The sequence below is a fragment of the Streptomyces sp. 2-1 genome (genome assembly GCF_048564895.1).
In the GTDB taxonomy this organism is placed as follows: Bacteria; Actinomycetota; Actinomycetes; order Streptomycetales; family Streptomycetaceae; genus Streptomyces; species Streptomyces phaeochromogenes.
In genome coordinates this window covers 1,314,894-1,332,355 of the sequence record NZ_CP183383.1, presented here as the reverse complement: position 1 = coordinate 1,332,355, position 17,462 = coordinate 1,314,894, and the positions used below count along the sequence as shown (strand labels likewise).

Sequence of the window (17,462 nt, the reverse complement as noted above, 5' to 3'; positions counted from 1 at the left end):
CATGAACGCCAACGATCGCGCCGACATCATCCAACTGCTCGGTCTCTATGCCGACATCGCGGACAAGAAGGAGTTCACAGAGCTGCCCCGTCTGGTCTTCACCGACCCGCTCACGCTCGACTTCGAGTCGGTCACCGGCATGGCCCCGATGGAAACGCCGCTTGACGCGTACACCGAGATCCTCCGGGGCGCCTTCGCACCCTTCGCGGCGACCCACCATGCGATCACGGGCCACGTCGTCGACATCGACGGCGACCGCGCGACGATCCACGCGCACGTCCGTGCCGAGCACTGGCTCCCGGACGAGCTGGTCGACGGCGGGTCCAACCGCTGGCTGGTGGTCGGCTTCTACGACAACGAGGCGGTGCGCACGGCGGACGGCTGGCGTCTCGACCGCGTGAAGCTCACCGCGACGTACCAGGAGAACGCGCACCTGGCGAGCGCCACCCTGCCCTCCGAGTAGGCACACCGGCGGTGGGGCCGAGGTCGCCCCCGGGCGACAGGGAAGCCGCAGGGGAAGGAGAATGACCGGATGCCGCGTATCCGGGGAGCCAGCATCGAGGAACACCATGAGATGGTGTGGGCCGATCTCGCCGAGGCGACACGGCAGTTGCTGCTCGAACGCGACTACGACTCGATCAACATGGGCCACATCGCGGCCCGGGCCGGCCTCGCGCGCAACACGCTGTACAACTACGCCCGCGACAAGAGAGCCCTGGTTCTGGCGCTGACCGAGCGGGCGAGCCGACCCCTGGTCGAGCGGGTGGCCGCGATCGCCGCGCGGTCCGCGGACCCGGCCGCGGAGCGGATGCGGGAGATCATCGAGGCGATCATGGAGGCGCCCATGGACCAGGCCATGGGGCCGATGTTCCGGCCGGGCTCCGGCCCGCTGGTCGCCGAACTGCCGAAGGGCCAGGACAACCCGTTCCACGCGATCGTGGTCGAGGTGGAGAGCGTCGTCCGCGACGGCATCGCGCGCGGGGAGTTCCGCGACATCGGCGACGTACACCTCACGGTGGAGCTGCTGTCCGGCGCCATGCGCGCGGGAGCCGAGCGCATCGGCCGGGACCCGTCCGCGTTCGCGGCCACGGTCCGTGCGGCGCGCGAGATCGTCCTCGCGTCCCTGGCCCGCCACCCGGATCAGGACGGGTCGGCACGAAGTTCGTAGAGCGGACGGAGAGCTCGGAGACGGTCACTCCTTCGTCGCGCCCGCGAGCATGCCGGAGTCCAGTGCGCGCTGGGAGAAGAGAAAGGCGACGAGCGGGCTGAAAGGCCCCGACAGGGGCACTCGGCTCTCTGCGGCACCGATGGGTGCCCGTCCTCGAAGGAAAGAGAAGATCGTGTACATAGGTCTGGGTACCATCGTCGTGATCATTGTCATCATCGCTGTCGTCATGATTCTGCGCCGCCGCTGACGCGCGCCCCTCGCGCCGCACGAACGGCCATGACCACAGCCACTCCGGACGACTGTCGCCGCCGGACCGGCTTCCGCGGTCCGTCGTGCGGCCCGGCAGCCGTCTGACGTGCCCGTTCGGGCCGCCGGACTCCGGCGAGGGGTAACGGCGGTGGATGGGTACGAGTTCGGGCTGCTGGGGCCGCTGAGTGGGCGCCACGACGGGCGTGAGGTGGATCTCGGCAGCCCGCTGCAGACATACAGTCGGGCGGCGGAGGCCCTGGCGGTCTGCGCCGCGGTCCGCCAGGCCGTGGTGGCCGAGCTGGGTATGGATCCGTCACCGCGCCGAGTTCGGACCGGGCCGAAGTGAACCCCTTCGCGGCGTGGCACGTGTACGAGGTGAGTGATCGCCTGCGGTGGGAAGCGGCGTAGCGCTGAGGGTGTCCGTTCGTTGGGCCGGCCCCGCGTTCACGCGCCGTGGGATCGAGCGTCGATCCGTGTCCCGCACGGTGATCCGGGAACGAACCTCACAACCTCCTCGAACAGGTGACAGACATGCTCAAAATCGGCCTGGGCTCTCCCCAGTACGGCTCGTTCACCGACCCCGGCACGATCTCCGGGTTCGCCTCCGCCGTCGAAGAGATCGGCTTCGACAGCCTGTGGGTGGGCGACCGGGCCCTAGTGCCGACGGAGCCCCGTGACCAGTACCCCGGCGGCGGCCCCGTACCGGAGGAGTACCGCAACTTCCTGGACCCCGTCGTCACCCTGTCCTTCCTGGCGCACGCCACCCGACGGCTGCGCCTCGGGACCAGCACGCTCAACGCGCCCTTCTACTCCCCGCTCCTGCTGGCCCGTTCGCTGACGTCCGTCGACGTCCTCAGCGAGGGGCGGCTAGACATCGGGTTCGGGCTCGGCTGGTCGTCCGACGAGTACGAGGCCATCGGTGTGCCGTGGCGGGGACGCGGGGCACGGATGGAGGAGATCCTGGACGTCCTGGATCACGTCTGGTCGGGTTCGTCGGACGAGTACAAGGGGGCTCTGTGGACGATCCCGAGTGCGCACATCGAGACGCTCCCCGTACAGCGTCCCCGTCCGCCGGTGCTCCTGGGCGGCTTCACTCCGGCCACTCTGGAACGTATCGGTCGTCGCGCGGACGGCTGGGCGGGAGTCGGGCTGCCGGTGCCCCAACTGGCGTACGTCATCAGCGAGATCCGGCAGATCGCCGAGGCCAACGGACGTGACCCCGACGCCCTGCGCACCGTCGTGCGGGTGAACCCCGTGGTGACGGCCGAGGCCGCGCCGAGCGAGGCCGTTCCGCACCGGGGGACGGTCCAGCAGGTGTCGGACTACCTGCTCGCCGCCCATGCGGCAGGGGTCGACGAGGTCCTCATCGACCTGCAGCAGACCGCGCACAGCGCCGAGGAGCTGACGGACCTGGCACACCGATTCCACGAGCAGTTGAGCAAGGGCTAGGGAGGCCTGTTGTCACTGTCGGACGGCCCTCCGCGGTCTCGCCGCGGTAGGCCGGTGCAAGGTGGCGCAAGGGTATGGAAACTGACGACTCGTCAGGTTACGCTCCGCGCATGATTTCCACGGTGGTCTGGGGAACCGGAAATGTCGGCCGTGCGGCGATCCGTGCGGTCGACGCGCATCCGGCGCTCGATCTCACGGCGGTACTGGTTCACAGTCCCGGGAAGGTCGGCCGTGACGCGGGTGAACTCGCGGGCCTGGACCGGGTTCTGGGTGTCGCGGCGACGGACGATGTCGCCGCGGTGCTGGCAGCGGGGCCGGGGGCGGTGGTGTATGCGGCGTCGGGCGACATCCGGCCCGACGACGCACTGACCGACATCGGCGCGGCGATCCGGGCGGGTGCGGTGGTCGTCACTCCTTCGTTGTATCCCCTCTATGACCAGCGCAACGCCCCGCCCGAGTTCCGCGACCCCGTGCTCGCGGCGATCGCGGACGGTGGCGGGTCGCTGTTCGTGTCCGGCGTCGACCCCGGCTGGGGCAACGACGTACTGCCCCTGCTCATGAGCGGACTCGGCACCGTCGTGGACGCCGTCCGCTGCCAGGAGATCTTCGACTACTCCACGTACGAGCAGGAGGAGTCGGTCAGGCATCTGATCGGCATGGGTCACCCCATGGACTACCAGCCGCTGATGCTCGCGCCCTCGATCCCGACCATGGTGTGGGGAGGCCAGATACGGCTGATGGCCAGGGCCCTCGACGTCGAACTCGACGAGATCCGCGAGACCTTGGAGCGACGCGCGCTCGACACCACGGTGACCACCCGGACCATGGGTGACTTCGAGGCCGGCACACAGGGCGCCGTGCGCTTCGAGGTGCAGGGCATCGTGAAGGGCGAACCCCGCCTGGTCATCGAGCACATCACCCGCATCCACCCGAGCTGCGCCCCGGACTGGCCGTCACCGCCCAACGGCGACGGAGCACACCGCGTGATCATCGAGGGCCGCCCGCGCATCGAGATCACCGTCGAGGCCACCGACGAGGGCGACAACCGCTCCGCCGGCGGGAACGCCACCGCCGTCGGCCGTCTCGTCGGAGCCATCGACTGGCTCGTCGACGCGGAACCCGGACTCTACGACGCCCTCGACGTCCCGCTGCGCCCGGCGGTCGGCAGACTCGGCGCGCCTGCATCACTCGGAGCACCTTCGCCGCTCGTAGCGCCCTCCCCGCTCGGGGCACCCTGACCGTTCGGAGCACTCGGAACCAAGTGACCCAAGTGACATCGACGCCGACACTCCCTGTCGGCACCCCAAGGACGCGCCTGCGGCCCCGGCCGAGGCCGGGAACGTGGACGAAGGAGTCCCGGATGAACGTCGACATCCCCGAGGGCAAGAACCCGATCGAGTACGTGTGGGGCGACATGGTCCCCGGCATCGGGCCCGCCGCCGCGAACTTCTCGCTGGCCGTCTACGCCCATACGACCCTGGGACTGCGGGAGTTCGAGGCCGCGCGGCTTCGGATCGCACAGATCAACGGCTGCCTCTTCTGCCTCGACTGGCGGACCGAGCGGGACGGCCACAAGGTCGAGGACGACTTCCCCGACGCCGTCGAGCACTGGCGGACGACCGACGCCTTCGACGACCGCACCCGCCTGGCCGCCGAATACGCCGACCGCTACGCCCTGGACCACCATGGCCTGGACGAGGAGTTCTGGGACCGGATGACCGCGCACTACAGCCAGACCGAGATCGTCGAACTGACCATGAGCCTGGGCTCCTGGCTCGCCTTCGGACGACTCAACCGCGTCCTGGGACTCGACGCCATGTGCGTACTGCCGGGGCACTGAACCGGACCGGGGCCGCCCGGCAGGTCCGGACGGCCCCGATCCAGTCCCCTCTCGTCCCCCGCTGGTCGCTCGGGTCGCCGCTACAGGTCCGTCGCGATGATCTTTTCGATGTTGCGTTCGGCGAGCGCCGTGATGGTGACGAACGGATTGACGCTGGTGTTGCCCGGGATCAGTGCGCCGTCGATGACGTACAGGCCTGGATGTCCGTGCAGGCGGCCGTAGTTGTCCGTCGCCTTGTTGAGCACCGCGCCACCCAGCGGGTGGTACGTCAGGTGGTCGCCCCAGATCTTGTAGGCGCCGAAGAGGTCGGTGCGGTAGATCGTCCCCTCCTTGGCGTTGATCTTGTCGAAGATCGTCTTGGCCATGTCGATGGACGGCTGCTTCCAGGCGGTCTGCCAGTTGAGTTCGGCCTTGCCCGCCGACGCGTTCCACGAGAACTGGGCGCGGTTGGGGTTCTTGGTGATCGACAGATAGAACGAGGCGAAGGTCTCGATGCCGGTGGGCAGCGGCGCCACCTCGGCGAACGCGCCGCCCGCGGCCCAGTTGTCGATGCCGGAACACGGGATGGACGACTGCACGGCACCGGTGGGGTCCCACAGGTGGTTGGCACGGCCGCACATGACGTTGCCGTTGTCGCCCCAGCCCTTGCCCACCTCGCTGTTGAGGCCCGGGAGCGCGCCCGTGGCCTTGAGCTGGACCAGCAGCTTGCTGGTGCCGACGCTGCCGGCCGCGAAGAACACCCGGTCCGCGGTGACGGTCTTGGTGGCCGTGGTGTTGCCGCCGGTGTCGAGCTGGTCGATGACGACCGTGTAGCGGCCGCCCGTCGCCGGAGCGACCGAAGTGACCTTGTGCAGCGGTGAGATGGAGACCCGGCCGGTCGCCGTGGCCCTGGCGAGATAGGTCTTCTGCAGGGACTTCTTGCCGTAGTTGTTGCCATAGAGGATCTCACCCGCGAGCGCGGACTTCGGTACGGTCCCGGCGGCCTCCTGTTCCATGTAGTCCCAGTCGTACACGTCGGGCACGAAGACGAAGGGGAAGCCCGAACGCTGGGCGTGCTTCCGGCCGACCCGGGCGTACTGGTAGCAGTCGGCGGTGTCGAACCAGGTCGGGTCGACCGTGCCGACCCCGAGGCCGGAGTTGGCGCGCGGGTAGTAGACGGAGTACATCTCGTCCGCGTTGACCGACGGCAGGACGGCGCCGAAGTTCTCCCGCTTCGGGGTGACCGCCATCCCTCCGTTGACCAGTGAGCCGCCGCCCACGCCGCGGCCCTGGTAGACGATGATGCCGCCCATCTCCTCGGCGTCCAGGATCCCGGTGTAGCGGGGGACGTCCTTGTCGATGGGGAAGCCGAGGAAGTTGCTGAGCGGCTGCTTCGTCCTGGTGCGCAGCCAGTAGGAGCGGTAGTCGGGGCTCGTCGTGTTGGCGAAGATCTTGCCGTCCGACCCGGGGGTGTCCCAGGCCATGCCCATCTCGACCATGTGGACGTCGACACCTGCCTGGGCCAGGCGCAGAGCGGCCACGGAACCGCCGTACCCGGTGCCGATCACGAGGGCGGGCACATGCGCCCCCGGCTCGATGACGGCGGCTGCGGCCGTCGTGGCGGCGTGCGCCGGCAGTGCCTGGCCGGCGAGTGCCGCCGACCCAAGAAGAGAACCAGTTCCAGTGATGAATCTCCGACGAGATACGCCTCTAAGGCGCGTCCCACGTGGGGGATCGTCGTTCATGCGCGGCTCCTCACTCTCCATAGAGTGAAACGGGTTCTAATGCCACCCCCATAAGAAGTCACGCCATACCCTGAGGTAACTTTCAAACAATCACAAATTGGGCATCACGCGCAACACGCGACGACAGAGCATGACTGGAACACGCGTTGACACGGAGGAGGGCCAACTCCCGCTTGGCCCGGCGGAGTTCGCGCCGCACGTCCGGGTCCCCTCGGTGAACCTCCCCGGGCCCCCGGTACGTGTCCAGTGCAGTGCCCGCGGCGATCCCGTGGGCCCACCCATCGTCGACGGACATGAACGGATGGACTCAACTGATGAGATCTGGCACCGCGACGCGACTCCCGCTCGACCGTCCCGCCCGCTCGCTCACCAGACGCGGGCGCGCGCTGGGCGTGGCGCTGGCCCTCGGCGCGTTACTGGCGTCGGGCGCGACAATGACCCTCGCCGCTCCGGCAGTTGCCGCGGCGGGTGACGTCAACTGCCCGTCCACGGACTGCGTGCGGATCGCGCCGGCGGCCGGCTCCCCGGTCGCCATCGCCCCCGACAACGCCGGCGCCGTGTATCTGGCGTACTCGGGAGGCGATCTGCTCAAGCTCGACCTGGCCAGTGGAGCGCTCACCACGGTCACCACCGGTCTGGGCAACCTCCGGGGAGTGGCCGTCGCCGGCGGCAGCGCGTACATCACCAACTTCGACGGCATGCTTCAGCAGGTCGACCTTGCCACGGGCAGTCGCCGTACGCTGGCGGCCGGTCTGCCCTCGCTCTTCGGCGTGGCCCGCGTCGGCAGCACCACCTATGTCACCGACGGCAAGGGAGAGATCGTCGCCGTCCCGGACGGCGGGACACCGCGCGTGGTGGCGACGGGGCTGGGCTTCTCCTACGGCATCGCGTTCGACAAGGCGGGTGCCGCCTACACCGCGGACATGATGACCGGCCGTATTCTGCAGACGAACGTGACCACCGGTGCGACGCGTGTGCTGGCCAGTCAGGCCTACGAACCCACGTCGATCTCGGTCGGCGGTGACGGCCTGGTCTACTTCCTGGTCGCCGGCGAGGTGAAGCGGGTGAACGCCGCCACCGGGGTGCAGTCCCACGTCACCAACATCAACGGGATCAACAGCTTCAGCTTCTCACTGGCGGCGTCCGGGGACGCGTACACCACCGGAAGCGGCGGCGGCGAGGGCCTGTGGCGGATCGCCGGCCTGACATCGCGATGAGCCGGTAGGCATATCGCCCCCGGTGGTCCGGAACGCAGGAACACCGGAACACCGGGGGCGATATCGACCTCTGAACTACAACTACGCCCGGCGGCCATCAGGACGTGGGAACGCCTGCCTGTGCGGCGAGGCGGTCCGGGTTGGTGGTGAGCCAGTCGTAGCTGACGCTGTTCCAGAACGAACACTGGTGACGGTCCGCGTACACCTCGGACTTCAGGGCCTGGCTGTCGTCACCGGGCAGCAGAGACATGTACTTGCCGCTGCGGTACGACGGCCAGGCCGCCAGTCCCGCGGTCGTGGGGTTCGCGTGCTTCACGAACGCGCCCCAGTAGCCCACCATCGCCGTGGACAGCTGCCGTTGCTCCGGAGTCTGCAACTTCGAGGTCTCCATGGGCCACAGGTAGCCGAGCTCGCCGGCGTGCGGGGCTCCGGAGTCGAAGCCGGGCGGAGTCGTTGCGAGGGTGGGCGGGTGCGGGTCGTCGAACTGGTAGAAGTACGTCCTCGACTGCCGAGCCGCGAACTGTGCCGTGAGGTTCTGGTACTGGCAGCCGCCCAGCCCGTAGAAGACGCTGCTGTCGTCCCACAGCGCGCTGATGGCGTACGTGCCGGCGTACGGGCGGTCATAGGCGCTGTAGGGGTAGTGCGCGAGTACGGCGTCCGCCGAGCGTGGGCCGAACTCCAGCCTGACCGCCCGCTCGTACTGCTCCCTGGTCGCGTTCGCGAACGGCAGGGCCCATTGGCGTACTTCGTCGCGGGTGCTGCCGATGAGAAGGGGAACGTTGTGGATCCGGCCGGTCCGTACGGCGACACTCGGGGCGAGCGGCAGCTCGGGAACTCCGGACACGGGCAGGACACCGGTCAGGATGCCGCCGGTGAACCCGCCGCCCGCGCCCAGCAGTTCGCTCGTCGGCTTGGCTCGCAGGCAGGACACGACGGTCGTCGCCGGGTCGGAACACCCGGCGGCCGTGGCGTAGTCCTTGCCCTTGGCGAGGGCCTGGGCGGTCGTGAGGCTCGGGCAGCCGCCGCTCTGGATGATCGCGCCGGCGAACAGGCCGCGCGCCGGCGGTGAGGCCAGCAGCGCACAGACGGAGTGGCCGCCGGCCGACTCGCCCGCGATCGTCACCCGGCCCGCGTCCCCTCCGAAGGCGCGGATGTTGCGCTGCGTCCAGCGAAGCGCTGCCTGTTGGTCGAGCAGGCCGTAGTTGCCCGCGCCCTGCCGGCTCAGCCCGGGCAGGTCGAGGAATCCGAACACGCCCAGCCGGTAGTTGATCGTGACGACCACGACGTTCTCGGTCCTCGCGATCCGCGAGCCGTCGTAGAGGTCACCCGAACCGCCGGCGAAGCCCCCGCCGTGGATCCAGAACAGCACCGGCAACGGGCGGTTCGTCCGGTGTTCGGGGGTGAAGACGTTGAGATGGAGGCAGTCCTCGCTCATGCCCGGGCTGTTGCCGCTGCCGGTGGCCGACTGCGGGCAGCGCGAGCCGTAGGAGGTCGCCGGCCGTACGCCCGGCCAGGCGGAAGCCGGTGCGGGCGGCTGCCAGCGTCTGACACCGGTCGGCGGGGCGGCGTACGGGATGCCGAGGAACCGGTTCACTCCGTCCGCCGCGGTTCCCGCGACAGCGCCTTTGTCGGTGGAGACCGTCAGGGAGTGAGGGGCCGCGGACGCGGGCACGGCCGATACGACGTTCAACAGGGCGAGCAGGCTCACCAGGGCCGCAAGCCCTCGTAGGACAACGGAGTGCACGAAACCTCCCGAGAGGCGGGAAGGAGCGGGGAGGCCACATACTCCGTTGCCCCTGGAGGACGGGCAACGCGACTGTTCTGCTCAACAGACCCGTCAGAAAGGCGTCACCGCCACGAACGAGCTGTCCTGGCGGAACAGGTCGGTGCCGTTCGACGGGTCGACGCGGAGTTGGTAGTTGTAGTGGCGCAGGTAGTAGCCGGGGTAGTTGTACGACTCCAGGCGTACGGAGGTGCCGGTGCGGGCGATGAAGGTGGCGTCCCTGGCGAACGTCGACGAGCCGTCGTTGGCGTCGAAGCGGCCCCGGAAGTCCCAGTGCCGCAGGTAGTTGCCGGCCGCGTTGCGGAACGAGTAGCCGTTCGCGTCGGCGAGGCCCGCCACGATCGTGAACGTGGACGCCTGCTTCTCCGCGGTCGTGCTGGAACTGGTCAGCACGGGCAGGTTGAGCAGGGCTGACTGCTCCTGCCAGTAGCGGGTGGTGAAGTTGCCCGACTGGAGGTAGCGGGTGACGCCCGTCGGCAGGGTCACACCACCGGACACCGTCTCCTTGAGCACCGTGAAGTGGCGTGCCGTCCCCGAGATGCTCGGCAGTGCCTTCGGCGCGCTCCAGGTGGCGAAGGTGTCGTAGCTGTCGCTGTAGTAGTAACTGCCGTCGCCGTACCCGTCGAAGAAGATCCGCCACGCGCCGTTGTCGAGCTGTATCAGCGCGGCGCCCTCGCGCGTGCCGCCCCAGCCCGCCCAGTTCCCCGTCCTGCTGATCGTGTACGGGCCGGCGAGCGCGGTGCTCGTGGCGTACTCGATGTACTTGGACGTCTCGTTCTTCGTGAAGGCGTGGTACGTCGAGCCGATCTTCACGATGAAGGTGTCGATGTGGTTGGCGCCGATGCCGGACAGTGCCACCGGTGAAGTCCAGCCGGTGAGTGCGGAGTTGGTGGCCTTGAGCAGATACGGGGTGAAGATCCACTCGTTGCTGGTCACCGAGCAGGACACGATGATGTTCACGCTGCCGTCGCTGTCGACGAACCACTCCGGCGCCCAGGCGCGCGACAGGTTCGCGATCGGCACGGTGTAGTCGTACAGGAAGGTCCAGTTGCTGCGGTCCGAGCTGCGGGCGAAGCCGATGGTGGTGCTGGTGTCCTGCCAGGTGTGCGTGGTGTAGGTGATGTAGTAGTAGCCGTCGGTGTGCTTGAAGACGCTGGCGTCGCGGATGCGGCCCGAGGGCGGCGTGTACGCGGACGCCTTGAGGAGCCGGAAGTCCGTCGCGTCGTCCGACTGGTAGACGTTCACCGTGCCGTCGTTGCTGTTCAGGAACGGCACGATGGTGTAGCGGGTGGCCGATCCGCGGGGCGGCGCGGCGGCGGAGGCCGTGCCGAGCAGACCGGGCAGCCCGCCCACGACGAGCGCCGAGACCGGCAGGGCGGCCATCGCCCGCAGCAGGCTCCGACGCGAGGGCGCGAAGGGGCGGGAGACGCCGGTCGCGTCCGGGGCGGTGGCGGGTCTGTGGGAGTTGTCTGGCGTGATCATGTGCGGCTCTCCTCGTTCGGACTGTGTTGCTGGTGCTGCTGGATGTGCCAGTCCCGTGGGCCCCGGGGTCGTCCGTCCCGGGGCCCACGGGGTGGTTCAGAAGCGGGCTCCGATGGCCGTCCCGTTCTTCGGGACGAGCAGGTCCCGGGCGGGCGGCAGGGAGCCGTCGGACGAACGCGGTCCCGTGATGGCGCCCGTGTTCGTGCTCACGACCGACGAGTCGTCCCAAGTTCCGCCCAGATTCCAGGAGTTGCCCGTGGACGTGGTACCGGAGCCGAGTGCCGCGGCCCGTGCGTCCGCGACGGACAGGTTGGCGGTGAGGACCGCCTTTCCGCCCGAGCCGTCGGCGTCGAAGCCCGTGCCCGTGTTGCGGAACGTGGTGGTGCGGCTGAGGGCGAGCGCGCCCGGATTGCCGTTGTCGGTGACTCCGTGCGCCGCGTTCCGGTACGCGAGCGAGTTGCGCAGGGTGTGGGCCACCGCCGGTGCCGGGCTCCCGCCGCCCAGCTTGAAGCCGTTGCCGTCGCCCGCGAAGTCCGGGAAGTTCCACCGGTTGAAGCCGTTGCCGTACGCGATCGTGTTCTCGACGACGATCGGTGAGGTGAACTTCCAGGCGTCGTAACCGTCGTCGACGTTGTTCCACAGCCGCGCGCCCCGCACGACGTTGCCGCTCCCGCTGCCCTCCTTGATGGCCAGCCCGTCCGCGCTCTCGCCGTTCTTGCGCGGGTCACGGTTGCCGTAACTGTCCAGGTTCAGGATCTGGTTGCCCGCGGAGGCGCCCTGGAGCTGGAAGCCGGACTCGTAGTTGTCGTGCGTGGTGAGGCGGGAGAACACGTTGTTGTTGCAGCCGTCGCAGTAGAAGCCGTACGGGCCGTTGACGATCTCCAGACCGGAGACCTTCCAGTAGGAGGCCTCCTGGTGGACGGCCCCGCGCTCGGCCCGCGGGATGCTGCCGCCGACCGGGGTGTGGCTGGCCGGCAGCTGTTCGCCGTCGATGACGACGCGCTCGCCCTGGTAGGAGCCGAGGGAGATCGGCTGCGACGCTGTGCCCGAGGTGGTGATCGTGATGTTGTCGGTCAGGGCGTAAGTGCCGCCCCGTACAAGGACGGTGTCGCCCGCCTTCGCCCTGTCGACGGCTTTCTGGATGGTCCGCAGCGGTTGGTCGAGGGTGCCGGCGGCCGAGTCGTTCCCGTTGACGGCCACGACGATGGTCGACGCCGCGGCTGCCGGGGTCGGTAGCACCATCGTCGCCAACACGGCACTCAACACTGTCCCGGTGAGCATGCCCGCGATGCGCACGAGGCCTCCTTGTCTGCCGATCCGAAGGTTGTCGCGGGTCAGTGGTCGCACACACCGGGTTGGTTGCCGGGGTGTGCGCACCCGCCACGAGCGGATCGATATACCGAACATGGTTCGGTAAACCGGTCAGAACGTAGAGTGCGGTCGTGACCACGTCAATAACTTCGACATGCTCAGCCACTTCTGGCCCCGCCGTGCCCATGCCTGTGCCGGGCCCGTGCCGTGCGAAGGCGGGTTTGGTGTGGCGTTGCCCGGCTACTCGAGCCGCGTGTCACTAACAGAGCAGCAGGAACTCGTTCGTTTCCTTGAGGACCGGTTCGCCTGTGCGCAGGCCTGTACCGAGTGCGCACGGGTCTGCGCCCTGCGCGCGAGCCTCGCCGAACTCGACGGCCCCGACGACCAGCAGGAGTTGCGGCGCAAGGGCATCCTCTGCGCGGAGGTCTGCGACGCGACCTGCCGCGCCCTTGCCGAGCAGGTCACGCAGGCCGAGGCCGGGATGCGCGCCCAGGTGGAGTGGTGTCGTGCCGTCTGCCTGGAGACCGCCCACGTCTTCGACCGGAACCCCGGCGCCGAGAAGGGCGCCGAGGTCTGCCGCGCCTGCGCGCGTGCCTGTACGGAGTTCCTCGCCCTGCTGAGGTGAGGTCCGGCGCGGTGAGTCCCGAGCTGAGGTGCCGCGTCCCGAAGAGCCGTTCAGTCGGGCGGCGCCCGCCGTGGCCTCACTCTCCGAGCGATGTCCCGACCCGTACGTTCCAGCGCCCGGCCCGCCCGCTGAACTCCGTGGCGACCAACGGCGGCACGTCGACGCGCCAGAACGCCGACTCCGGGGCCCCGAGTGCCCGCACCACCCCGGCCCGTACGATCTCCGGCTCGACGACGGCGATGATCCGGACCGAGCCCGGTCCTGAACCCCCGGCCGAACCTGTGCCGGACCCCGCAGCCCCCGAACCCGGATCCGCCACCGTCTCCAGCCACTTCGCGACGCGCTCGCACAGCCCGGCCACCGACTCGCCGCCGTGCGGAGCGGACGACGGGTCCGCCAGCCAGCGCCCCACGGCCTCCGGTTCGCCGGTGCTCACCTCGGCGAGCGTCGCCCCGCGCCAGCGGCCCACGTCCAGGCCGGCCAGCTCCGGCGGCTCGGTGACGGCGAGGGCGTCGAGTCCGAGGGCCGCCGCCGTCTCCCGGCAGCGAACCGTGGGCGAGACCAGGACCTGGTCGGCGGCCGGCAGCGAGCCCGCGGCAGCCTCGGCGAGCCGCAGCCCGGCCGGGTCCAGGGGGCATCCGTCGTCGAAACGCGCCTCCCGCAACGCCGCGCTCATCGCTGGTGAGATCAACATCACTCGGCTGGTCATCGGCCCGCCCTCGCGTTCCACACGTGCTCAACACCCCTGTCCGTACCGGGAATTGGGGGCGTGACCAGGGCCCCGGCGCGCCCCCGGCATTCCGTGCGCCCTTGGCCGCGCCTCCGCTTCGCGGTACCTTCTCGTCGATATTGACGACGGTACGACGGAAGCCGGTGAGAATCCGGCACGGTCGCGCCACTGTAAGCCCCGAACAACCGCCTTCCACTGGGGGAGGCGGAGGTCGAGCAAGTCAGACCCGTGGCCGTCGTCCTGTGCACCACCGAGATGGGACGCGAGTTCCCCCAGGAGGTCCTGCCATGGCGCAGTCCGCCGTCGCTCAGCCGACCGTAACCACCCCCGACATGCCCGCAAAGCTGCCGATCGGCGCGATCGCTCCCTGGGCGGTCTTCCTCGGCATCCTGATGCTGGTGCTGCTCTACTTCGTCGGTGCCGAACAGGGCGCCACCTCCCTGGTCTCCGGCGAAGGCGTGCACGAGTGGGTGCACGACGCCCGCCACCTGCTCGGCTTCCCCTGCCACTGACGGCGACAAAGAACCGACAGGACAACAACCCAATGAACTCCGTCACCGTCAGAAATCTCCTGGTGCGGGGCATGCTCGCGGGTCTTGCCGCGGGCGTGCTCGCCCTGGTCGTCGCCTACTTCCTGGGCGAGCCCCGGGTGGACGAGGCCATCGCGTTCGAGGAGGCCCACGCCCACGAACACGGCGGCGAGGAACTCGTCAGCCGTGCCATGCAGTCCACCGGCGGCCTGTCCACCGGCGTCCTCGTCTACGGGGTCGCGTTCGGCGGCATCGCCGCCCTCGCGTACTGCTTCGCCCTCGGCAGGATCGGCCGCTTCGGGCCGCGCGCGAGCGCGCTGCTGCTGGCGGGCGCCGGTCTGGTCGCGGTCTACCTGGTGCCGTTCCTCAAGTACCCGGCGAACCCGCCCGCCGTCGGCGACCCCGACACCCTCAACCAGCGCACCGCGCTGTTCCTCCTGATGATCGTGCTCAGCGTGCTGCTGGCCGTCGCCGCGGTGATCCTCGGCAAGCGCCTCGCACCGCGCCTGGGCAACTGGAACGCCACTCTCGCGGCGGGCGCGTCCTTCGTGCTGGCCGTCGGCCTGGCGTACGCGTTCCTGCCGTCGTTCAACGAGGCGCCGGCGGGCTTCCCCGCCACGCTGCTGTGGCAGTACCGACTGGCGACCCTGGCCATCCAGGTGACCCTGTGGACCGCGTACGGCCTGTTCTTCGGGCTGCTCGCGGAGCGCGTGCTGGCTCCCAAGCCGGCCCGGGCCGAGGGCGAGAAGGCGCCCGAGGGGCGGGCAACTCCCGTCGCGCACTGATCCGTTCGCACCTCGAAGGGCCCCTGGAGCACCATCCCGGGGCCCTTCGTATGTGCGGGTGCGGCAGGTGCGTACGTCGTCGGCATTCCCAATTTCTGGAACACGTTCTACGGTGTGCGCCGTCAGGTCCGGGTGGCCGAACGAGCGGGCCAGTGGGAGCCAGGAGGCGCCGTGCATCTCGAATACACGCCGGAGCAGCAGCGGTTGCGCACGGAACTGCGCGCCTACTTCGCCGAGTTGGTCCCCGACGACGTACACGCCAGGTACGGCGACCCGGCGGCGCAGAAGCGCTTCTACCGCGAGACCATCCGCCGGCTCGGCTCCGACGGCTGGCTCGGCGTGGGCTGGCCGAAGGAGTACGGCGGGCGCGGTCTGACCCCGATGGAACAGTTCATCTTCTTCGACGAGGCCGCCCAGGCCGGCGTACCGCTGCCGCTGATGGCGCTCAACACGGTCGGGCCGACGATCATGCAGTTCGGAACCGACGAACAGAAGGGGTACTTCCTGCCGAAGATCCTCTCCGGCGAGCTCGACTTCGCGATCGGCTACAGCGAGCCCGACGCGGGCACGGACCTGGCCGCCCTGAAGACCAAGGCGGTCAGGGAGGGCGACGAGGACACCGGCCACTACACGGTCAACGGCCAGAAGGTCTGGACGACCAACGGCGACACCGCGGACTGGGTCTGGCTCGCCGTGCGCACCGACCCCGCCGCCCCGCCGCACAAGGGCATCACCATGCTCCTCGTGCCGACCTCCGACCCCGGCTACTCCTGCACGATCATCAACACCCTCGCCTCGCACGACACCACCGCGAGCTACTACGAGAACATCCGAGTCCCCGCGTCCCGCCGGGTCGGCCAGGAGAACAAGGGCTGGCGGCTGATCACCAACCAGCTCAACCACGAGCGGGTCACCCTCGCCGCGCACGGCACCATGGCCATCCGCGCCCTGCACGACGTACAGCGCTGGGCCATGGAGACCAAGCTCGCCGACGGCCGCCGCGTCGTCGACCTCCCCTGGGTGCGCCGCCGCCTCGCCCAAACCCACACGAAGCTCGACGCGATGAAACTCCTCAACTGGCAGATGGTGAACGCCGTCCAGGAGGGCACGCTCACCCCGCAGGACGCCTCCGCCGTGAAGGTGTACGGCTCGGAGGTCCGCCGGGACGCCTACGCCTGGCTCATGGAGGTCGTCGCCGTGGCCGGTGTGCTCAAGGAGGGCTCCGCGGGAGCCGTGCTCCATGGCGAACTGGAGCGCGGCTACCGCTCGGCCGTGATCTTCACCTTCGGCGGCGGCAACAACGAGATCCAGCGGGAGATCATCTCGTGGATCGGTCTGGGCATGCCGAGGGTGCGGCGGTAGCCGGGTGTGACGAGGATTTTTAGTTGGCACAAAAGAGGGATGGTTGGCACCAAGATCACGGCTGTTGTCACAGGTGTCGACGCATCACCTCGATGCACGTGGCGCGGGCTGCGTTCGACCGGTCCCGGGGGTACGGGAGTCCGAGGTTCATACTGCTGTCCCTCGATCTGGAGCCATGCCTGGTGAAAGGCCATTCGTGCCAGCAGGCTGCTGACCTCGTCTGTGAGCTGTTGCTGTACGGCGGACGAGGAATCCGGTCGGCACCGTATGCGGTATGGCATCTCCAGGTACTCCTCGACCGCCGTCAGCGCTTCGGCGAAGCTCTTGGCTCGGTGTTCCCTTCGTACGACCCGTTGGCTGCGGGCGTAGGTCAGGAAGGCGCCGAGGAGGGCGATGCACGGGACGATCAGCGCGGCTGTCTGGGCCCAGGTCCAGCCGCTGTCTGTCGCTTGTCGCCGAGATGGCCTGCACACGTCACTCCCTGGGATGCCGTGCGGGCATCCTCCACCAACCACTGGCCGCCGGACTCACCGCCGGTGAGCCGCCAGTAGTGCTCGAGGAACAAGTGTGTGCGGACAATCTCGATGAGGTCCAGAAGTCCTTTCGAACTCGTCCACCGCCGCTCTTCCGGGTCGAGCGGTACCAGAGGCAGAGAGCGTCGTCGAACGAGTCCCGGTGGTAGGTATGGCGGAGGGCGTCACCGAAGTGTCGCCGGGCTTCCCGTTCGAGCGGGGCACCAGACTGGCTGGGCCCCGCACCAGACCGACACGGCGTCAATCTCCCCAGGCCCGGGTAGGGGTGACCGGCCCGGTGGCGAGCCCGAGTCCGGTGGCGGCCGTACCGCCCGAGCGGACGGTCCTCGCGAGGCGGTCGGCTTCCTCCTGCGTGCCGTCCGCGTCGGGCACGAGTTCCGGAAGGACCTGGTGCAGCGCATGCTGCGCGCTGAGCGGGCGTCCGGCCATCTCGTGCTCGATCGCGAGGTCGATGTACTTCCGGGCGGTGCGGAGCCGCTTGTGCACATCGACGCGCGGCTTGTTGAGCGGGATCGGGCCCGCCGCATCGGCCGGGTCGGGCGTAGGGCCCTTGTCGATCTCGTCCGCCGCGTAGGTGAAGAAGATCTGCAGCGCGTTGATCAGTGGCATGGGCTCGTCGAGGCAGCCGAGGCAGAGGGCCTTGATGTTCCACGAGCACATGGGCTTGCTGTGGG

17 protein-coding genes and 1 riboswitch are annotated in these 17,462 nt (G+C 69.2%); of the genes, 11 read left to right on the top strand and 6 right to left on the bottom strand.

Annotated features, from left to right (window positions below; genetic code table 11):
* Position 1 precedes the first annotated feature (1 nt).
* The 6 genes from ACN20J_RS06005 to ACN20J_RS05980 all read left to right on the top strand — a co-directional run bounded on the left by ACN20J_RS06005 (position 2) and on the right by ACN20J_RS05980 (position 4,706).
* On the top strand, positions 2 to 463 hold the full coding sequence (locus ACN20J_RS06005) for a nuclear transport factor 2 family protein (protein WP_189838862.1): 462 nt from the start codon (positions 2 to 4) through the stop codon (positions 461 to 463).
* Between the two features lie 69 nt (positions 464 to 532).
* On the top strand, positions 533 to 1,168 hold the full coding sequence (locus ACN20J_RS06000) for a TetR/AcrR family transcriptional regulator (RefSeq protein WP_419665420.1): 636 nt from the start codon (positions 533 to 535) through the stop codon (positions 1,166 to 1,168).
* A gap of 397 nt (positions 1,169 to 1,565) precedes the next feature.
* A complete protein-coding gene (locus ACN20J_RS05995) occupies positions 1,566 to 1,763 on the top strand; it encodes a hypothetical protein (protein WP_361999357.1) in 198 nt (65 codons plus the stop codon).
* A gap of 185 nt (positions 1,764 to 1,948) precedes the next feature.
* Positions 1,949 to 2,866 (top strand): TIGR03619 family F420-dependent LLM class oxidoreductase, encoded by a 918-nt coding sequence (locus tag ACN20J_RS05990; protein ID WP_419665419.1) that lies wholly within the window; start codon positions 1,949 to 1,951, stop codon positions 2,864 to 2,866.
* A 110-nt stretch (positions 2,867 to 2,976) separates the two neighbouring features.
* Positions 2,977 to 4,104 (top strand): dihydrodipicolinate reductase, encoded by a 1,128-nt coding sequence (locus ACN20J_RS05985; RefSeq protein ID WP_190228493.1) that lies wholly within the window; start codon positions 2,977 to 2,979, stop codon positions 4,102 to 4,104.
* 122 nt (positions 4,105 to 4,226) lie between these two features.
* Entirely contained in the window at positions 4,227 to 4,706 is a 480-nt protein-coding gene (locus tag ACN20J_RS05980; RefSeq protein WP_190228492.1) for a carboxymuconolactone decarboxylase family protein, read from the top strand.
* Between the two features lie 80 nt (positions 4,707 to 4,786).
* On the opposite strand, the gene ACN20J_RS05975 is transcribed toward ACN20J_RS05980, so the two are convergent.
* Complete coding sequence (locus ACN20J_RS05975) at positions 4,787 to 6,430, bottom strand: GMC oxidoreductase (RefSeq protein WP_189838866.1); 1,644 nt, start codon at positions 6,428 to 6,430, stop codon at positions 4,787 to 4,789.
* Between the two features lie 314 nt (positions 6,431 to 6,744).
* Here ACN20J_RS05975 and ACN20J_RS05970 point away from each other — a divergent pair, with 314 nt between their 5' ends.
* The gene (locus ACN20J_RS05970; RefSeq protein ID WP_246575067.1) at positions 6,745 to 7,647 is read left to right on the top strand and encodes a hypothetical protein; all 903 of its coding nucleotides are present in this window, start codon (positions 6,745 to 6,747) and stop codon (positions 7,645 to 7,647) included.
* 97 nt (positions 7,648 to 7,744) lie between these two features.
* Here the strand turns inward: ACN20J_RS05970 and ACN20J_RS05965 are convergent, their stop codons facing one another.
* The 3 genes from ACN20J_RS05965 to ACN20J_RS05955 all read right to left on the bottom strand — a co-directional run bounded on the left by ACN20J_RS05965 (position 7,745) and on the right by ACN20J_RS05955 (position 12,154).
* Positions 7,745 to 9,391, bottom strand: a complete 1,647-nt coding sequence (locus ACN20J_RS05965; RefSeq protein WP_419665418.1) for a carboxylesterase/lipase family protein — start codon at positions 9,389 to 9,391, stop codon at positions 7,745 to 7,747.
* A gap of 93 nt (positions 9,392 to 9,484) precedes the next feature.
* Positions 9,485 to 10,912 carry a glycoside hydrolase family 43 protein gene (locus ACN20J_RS05960; RefSeq protein ID WP_190228489.1) on the bottom strand — a complete coding sequence of 476 codons (1,428 nt, stop codon included), beginning with the start codon at positions 10,910 to 10,912 and terminating at the stop codon, positions 9,485 to 9,487.
* A 96-nt stretch (positions 10,913 to 11,008) separates the two neighbouring features.
* Positions 11,009 to 12,154, bottom strand: a complete 1,146-nt coding sequence (locus ACN20J_RS05955) for a right-handed parallel beta-helix repeat-containing protein (RefSeq protein ID WP_246575121.1) — start codon at positions 12,152 to 12,154, stop codon at positions 11,009 to 11,011.
* 322 nt (positions 12,155 to 12,476) lie between these two features.
* Between ACN20J_RS05955 and ACN20J_RS05950 the strand changes: the two genes are divergently transcribed.
* The gene (locus ACN20J_RS05950) at positions 12,477 to 12,848 is read left to right on the top strand and encodes a ferredoxin (protein ID WP_189838869.1); all 372 of its coding nucleotides are present in this window, start codon (positions 12,477 to 12,479) and stop codon (positions 12,846 to 12,848) included.
* 76 nt (positions 12,849 to 12,924) lie between these two features.
* Here ACN20J_RS05950 and ACN20J_RS05945 read toward each other — a convergent pair whose 3' ends face one another.
* Entirely contained in the window at positions 12,925 to 13,557 is a 633-nt protein-coding gene (locus ACN20J_RS05945; protein WP_190228488.1) for a histidine phosphatase family protein, read from the bottom strand.
* Between the two features lie 130 nt (positions 13,558 to 13,687).
* A riboswitch (cobalamin riboswitch) is annotated at positions 13,688 to 13,830 on the top strand.
* Between the two features lie 35 nt (positions 13,831 to 13,865).
* Here ACN20J_RS05945 and ACN20J_RS05940 point away from each other — a divergent pair.
* From ACN20J_RS05940 to ACN20J_RS05930, 3 genes are all read left to right on the top strand, one after another.
* On the top strand, positions 13,866 to 14,090 hold the full coding sequence (locus tag ACN20J_RS05940) for a CbtB domain-containing protein (RefSeq protein ID WP_189838871.1): 225 nt from the start codon (positions 13,866 to 13,868) through the stop codon (positions 14,088 to 14,090).
* A gap of 32 nt (positions 14,091 to 14,122) precedes the next feature.
* Positions 14,123 to 14,893, top strand: coding sequence for a CbtA family protein (locus ACN20J_RS05935; RefSeq protein WP_190228487.1), 771 nt, complete (start codon positions 14,123 to 14,125; stop codon positions 14,891 to 14,893).
* 171 nt (positions 14,894 to 15,064) lie between these two features.
* Entirely contained in the window at positions 15,065 to 16,255 is a 1,191-nt protein-coding gene (locus tag ACN20J_RS05930) for an acyl-CoA dehydrogenase family protein (protein ID WP_190228486.1), read from the top strand.
* A gap of 773 nt (positions 16,256 to 17,028) precedes the next feature.
* Here ACN20J_RS05930 and ACN20J_RS05925 read toward each other — a convergent pair.
* Positions 17,029 to 17,448, bottom strand: a complete 420-nt coding sequence (locus tag ACN20J_RS05925) for a hypothetical protein (RefSeq protein WP_190228485.1) — start codon at positions 17,446 to 17,448, stop codon at positions 17,029 to 17,031.
* Between the last annotated feature and the right edge of the window lie 14 nt (positions 17,449 to 17,462).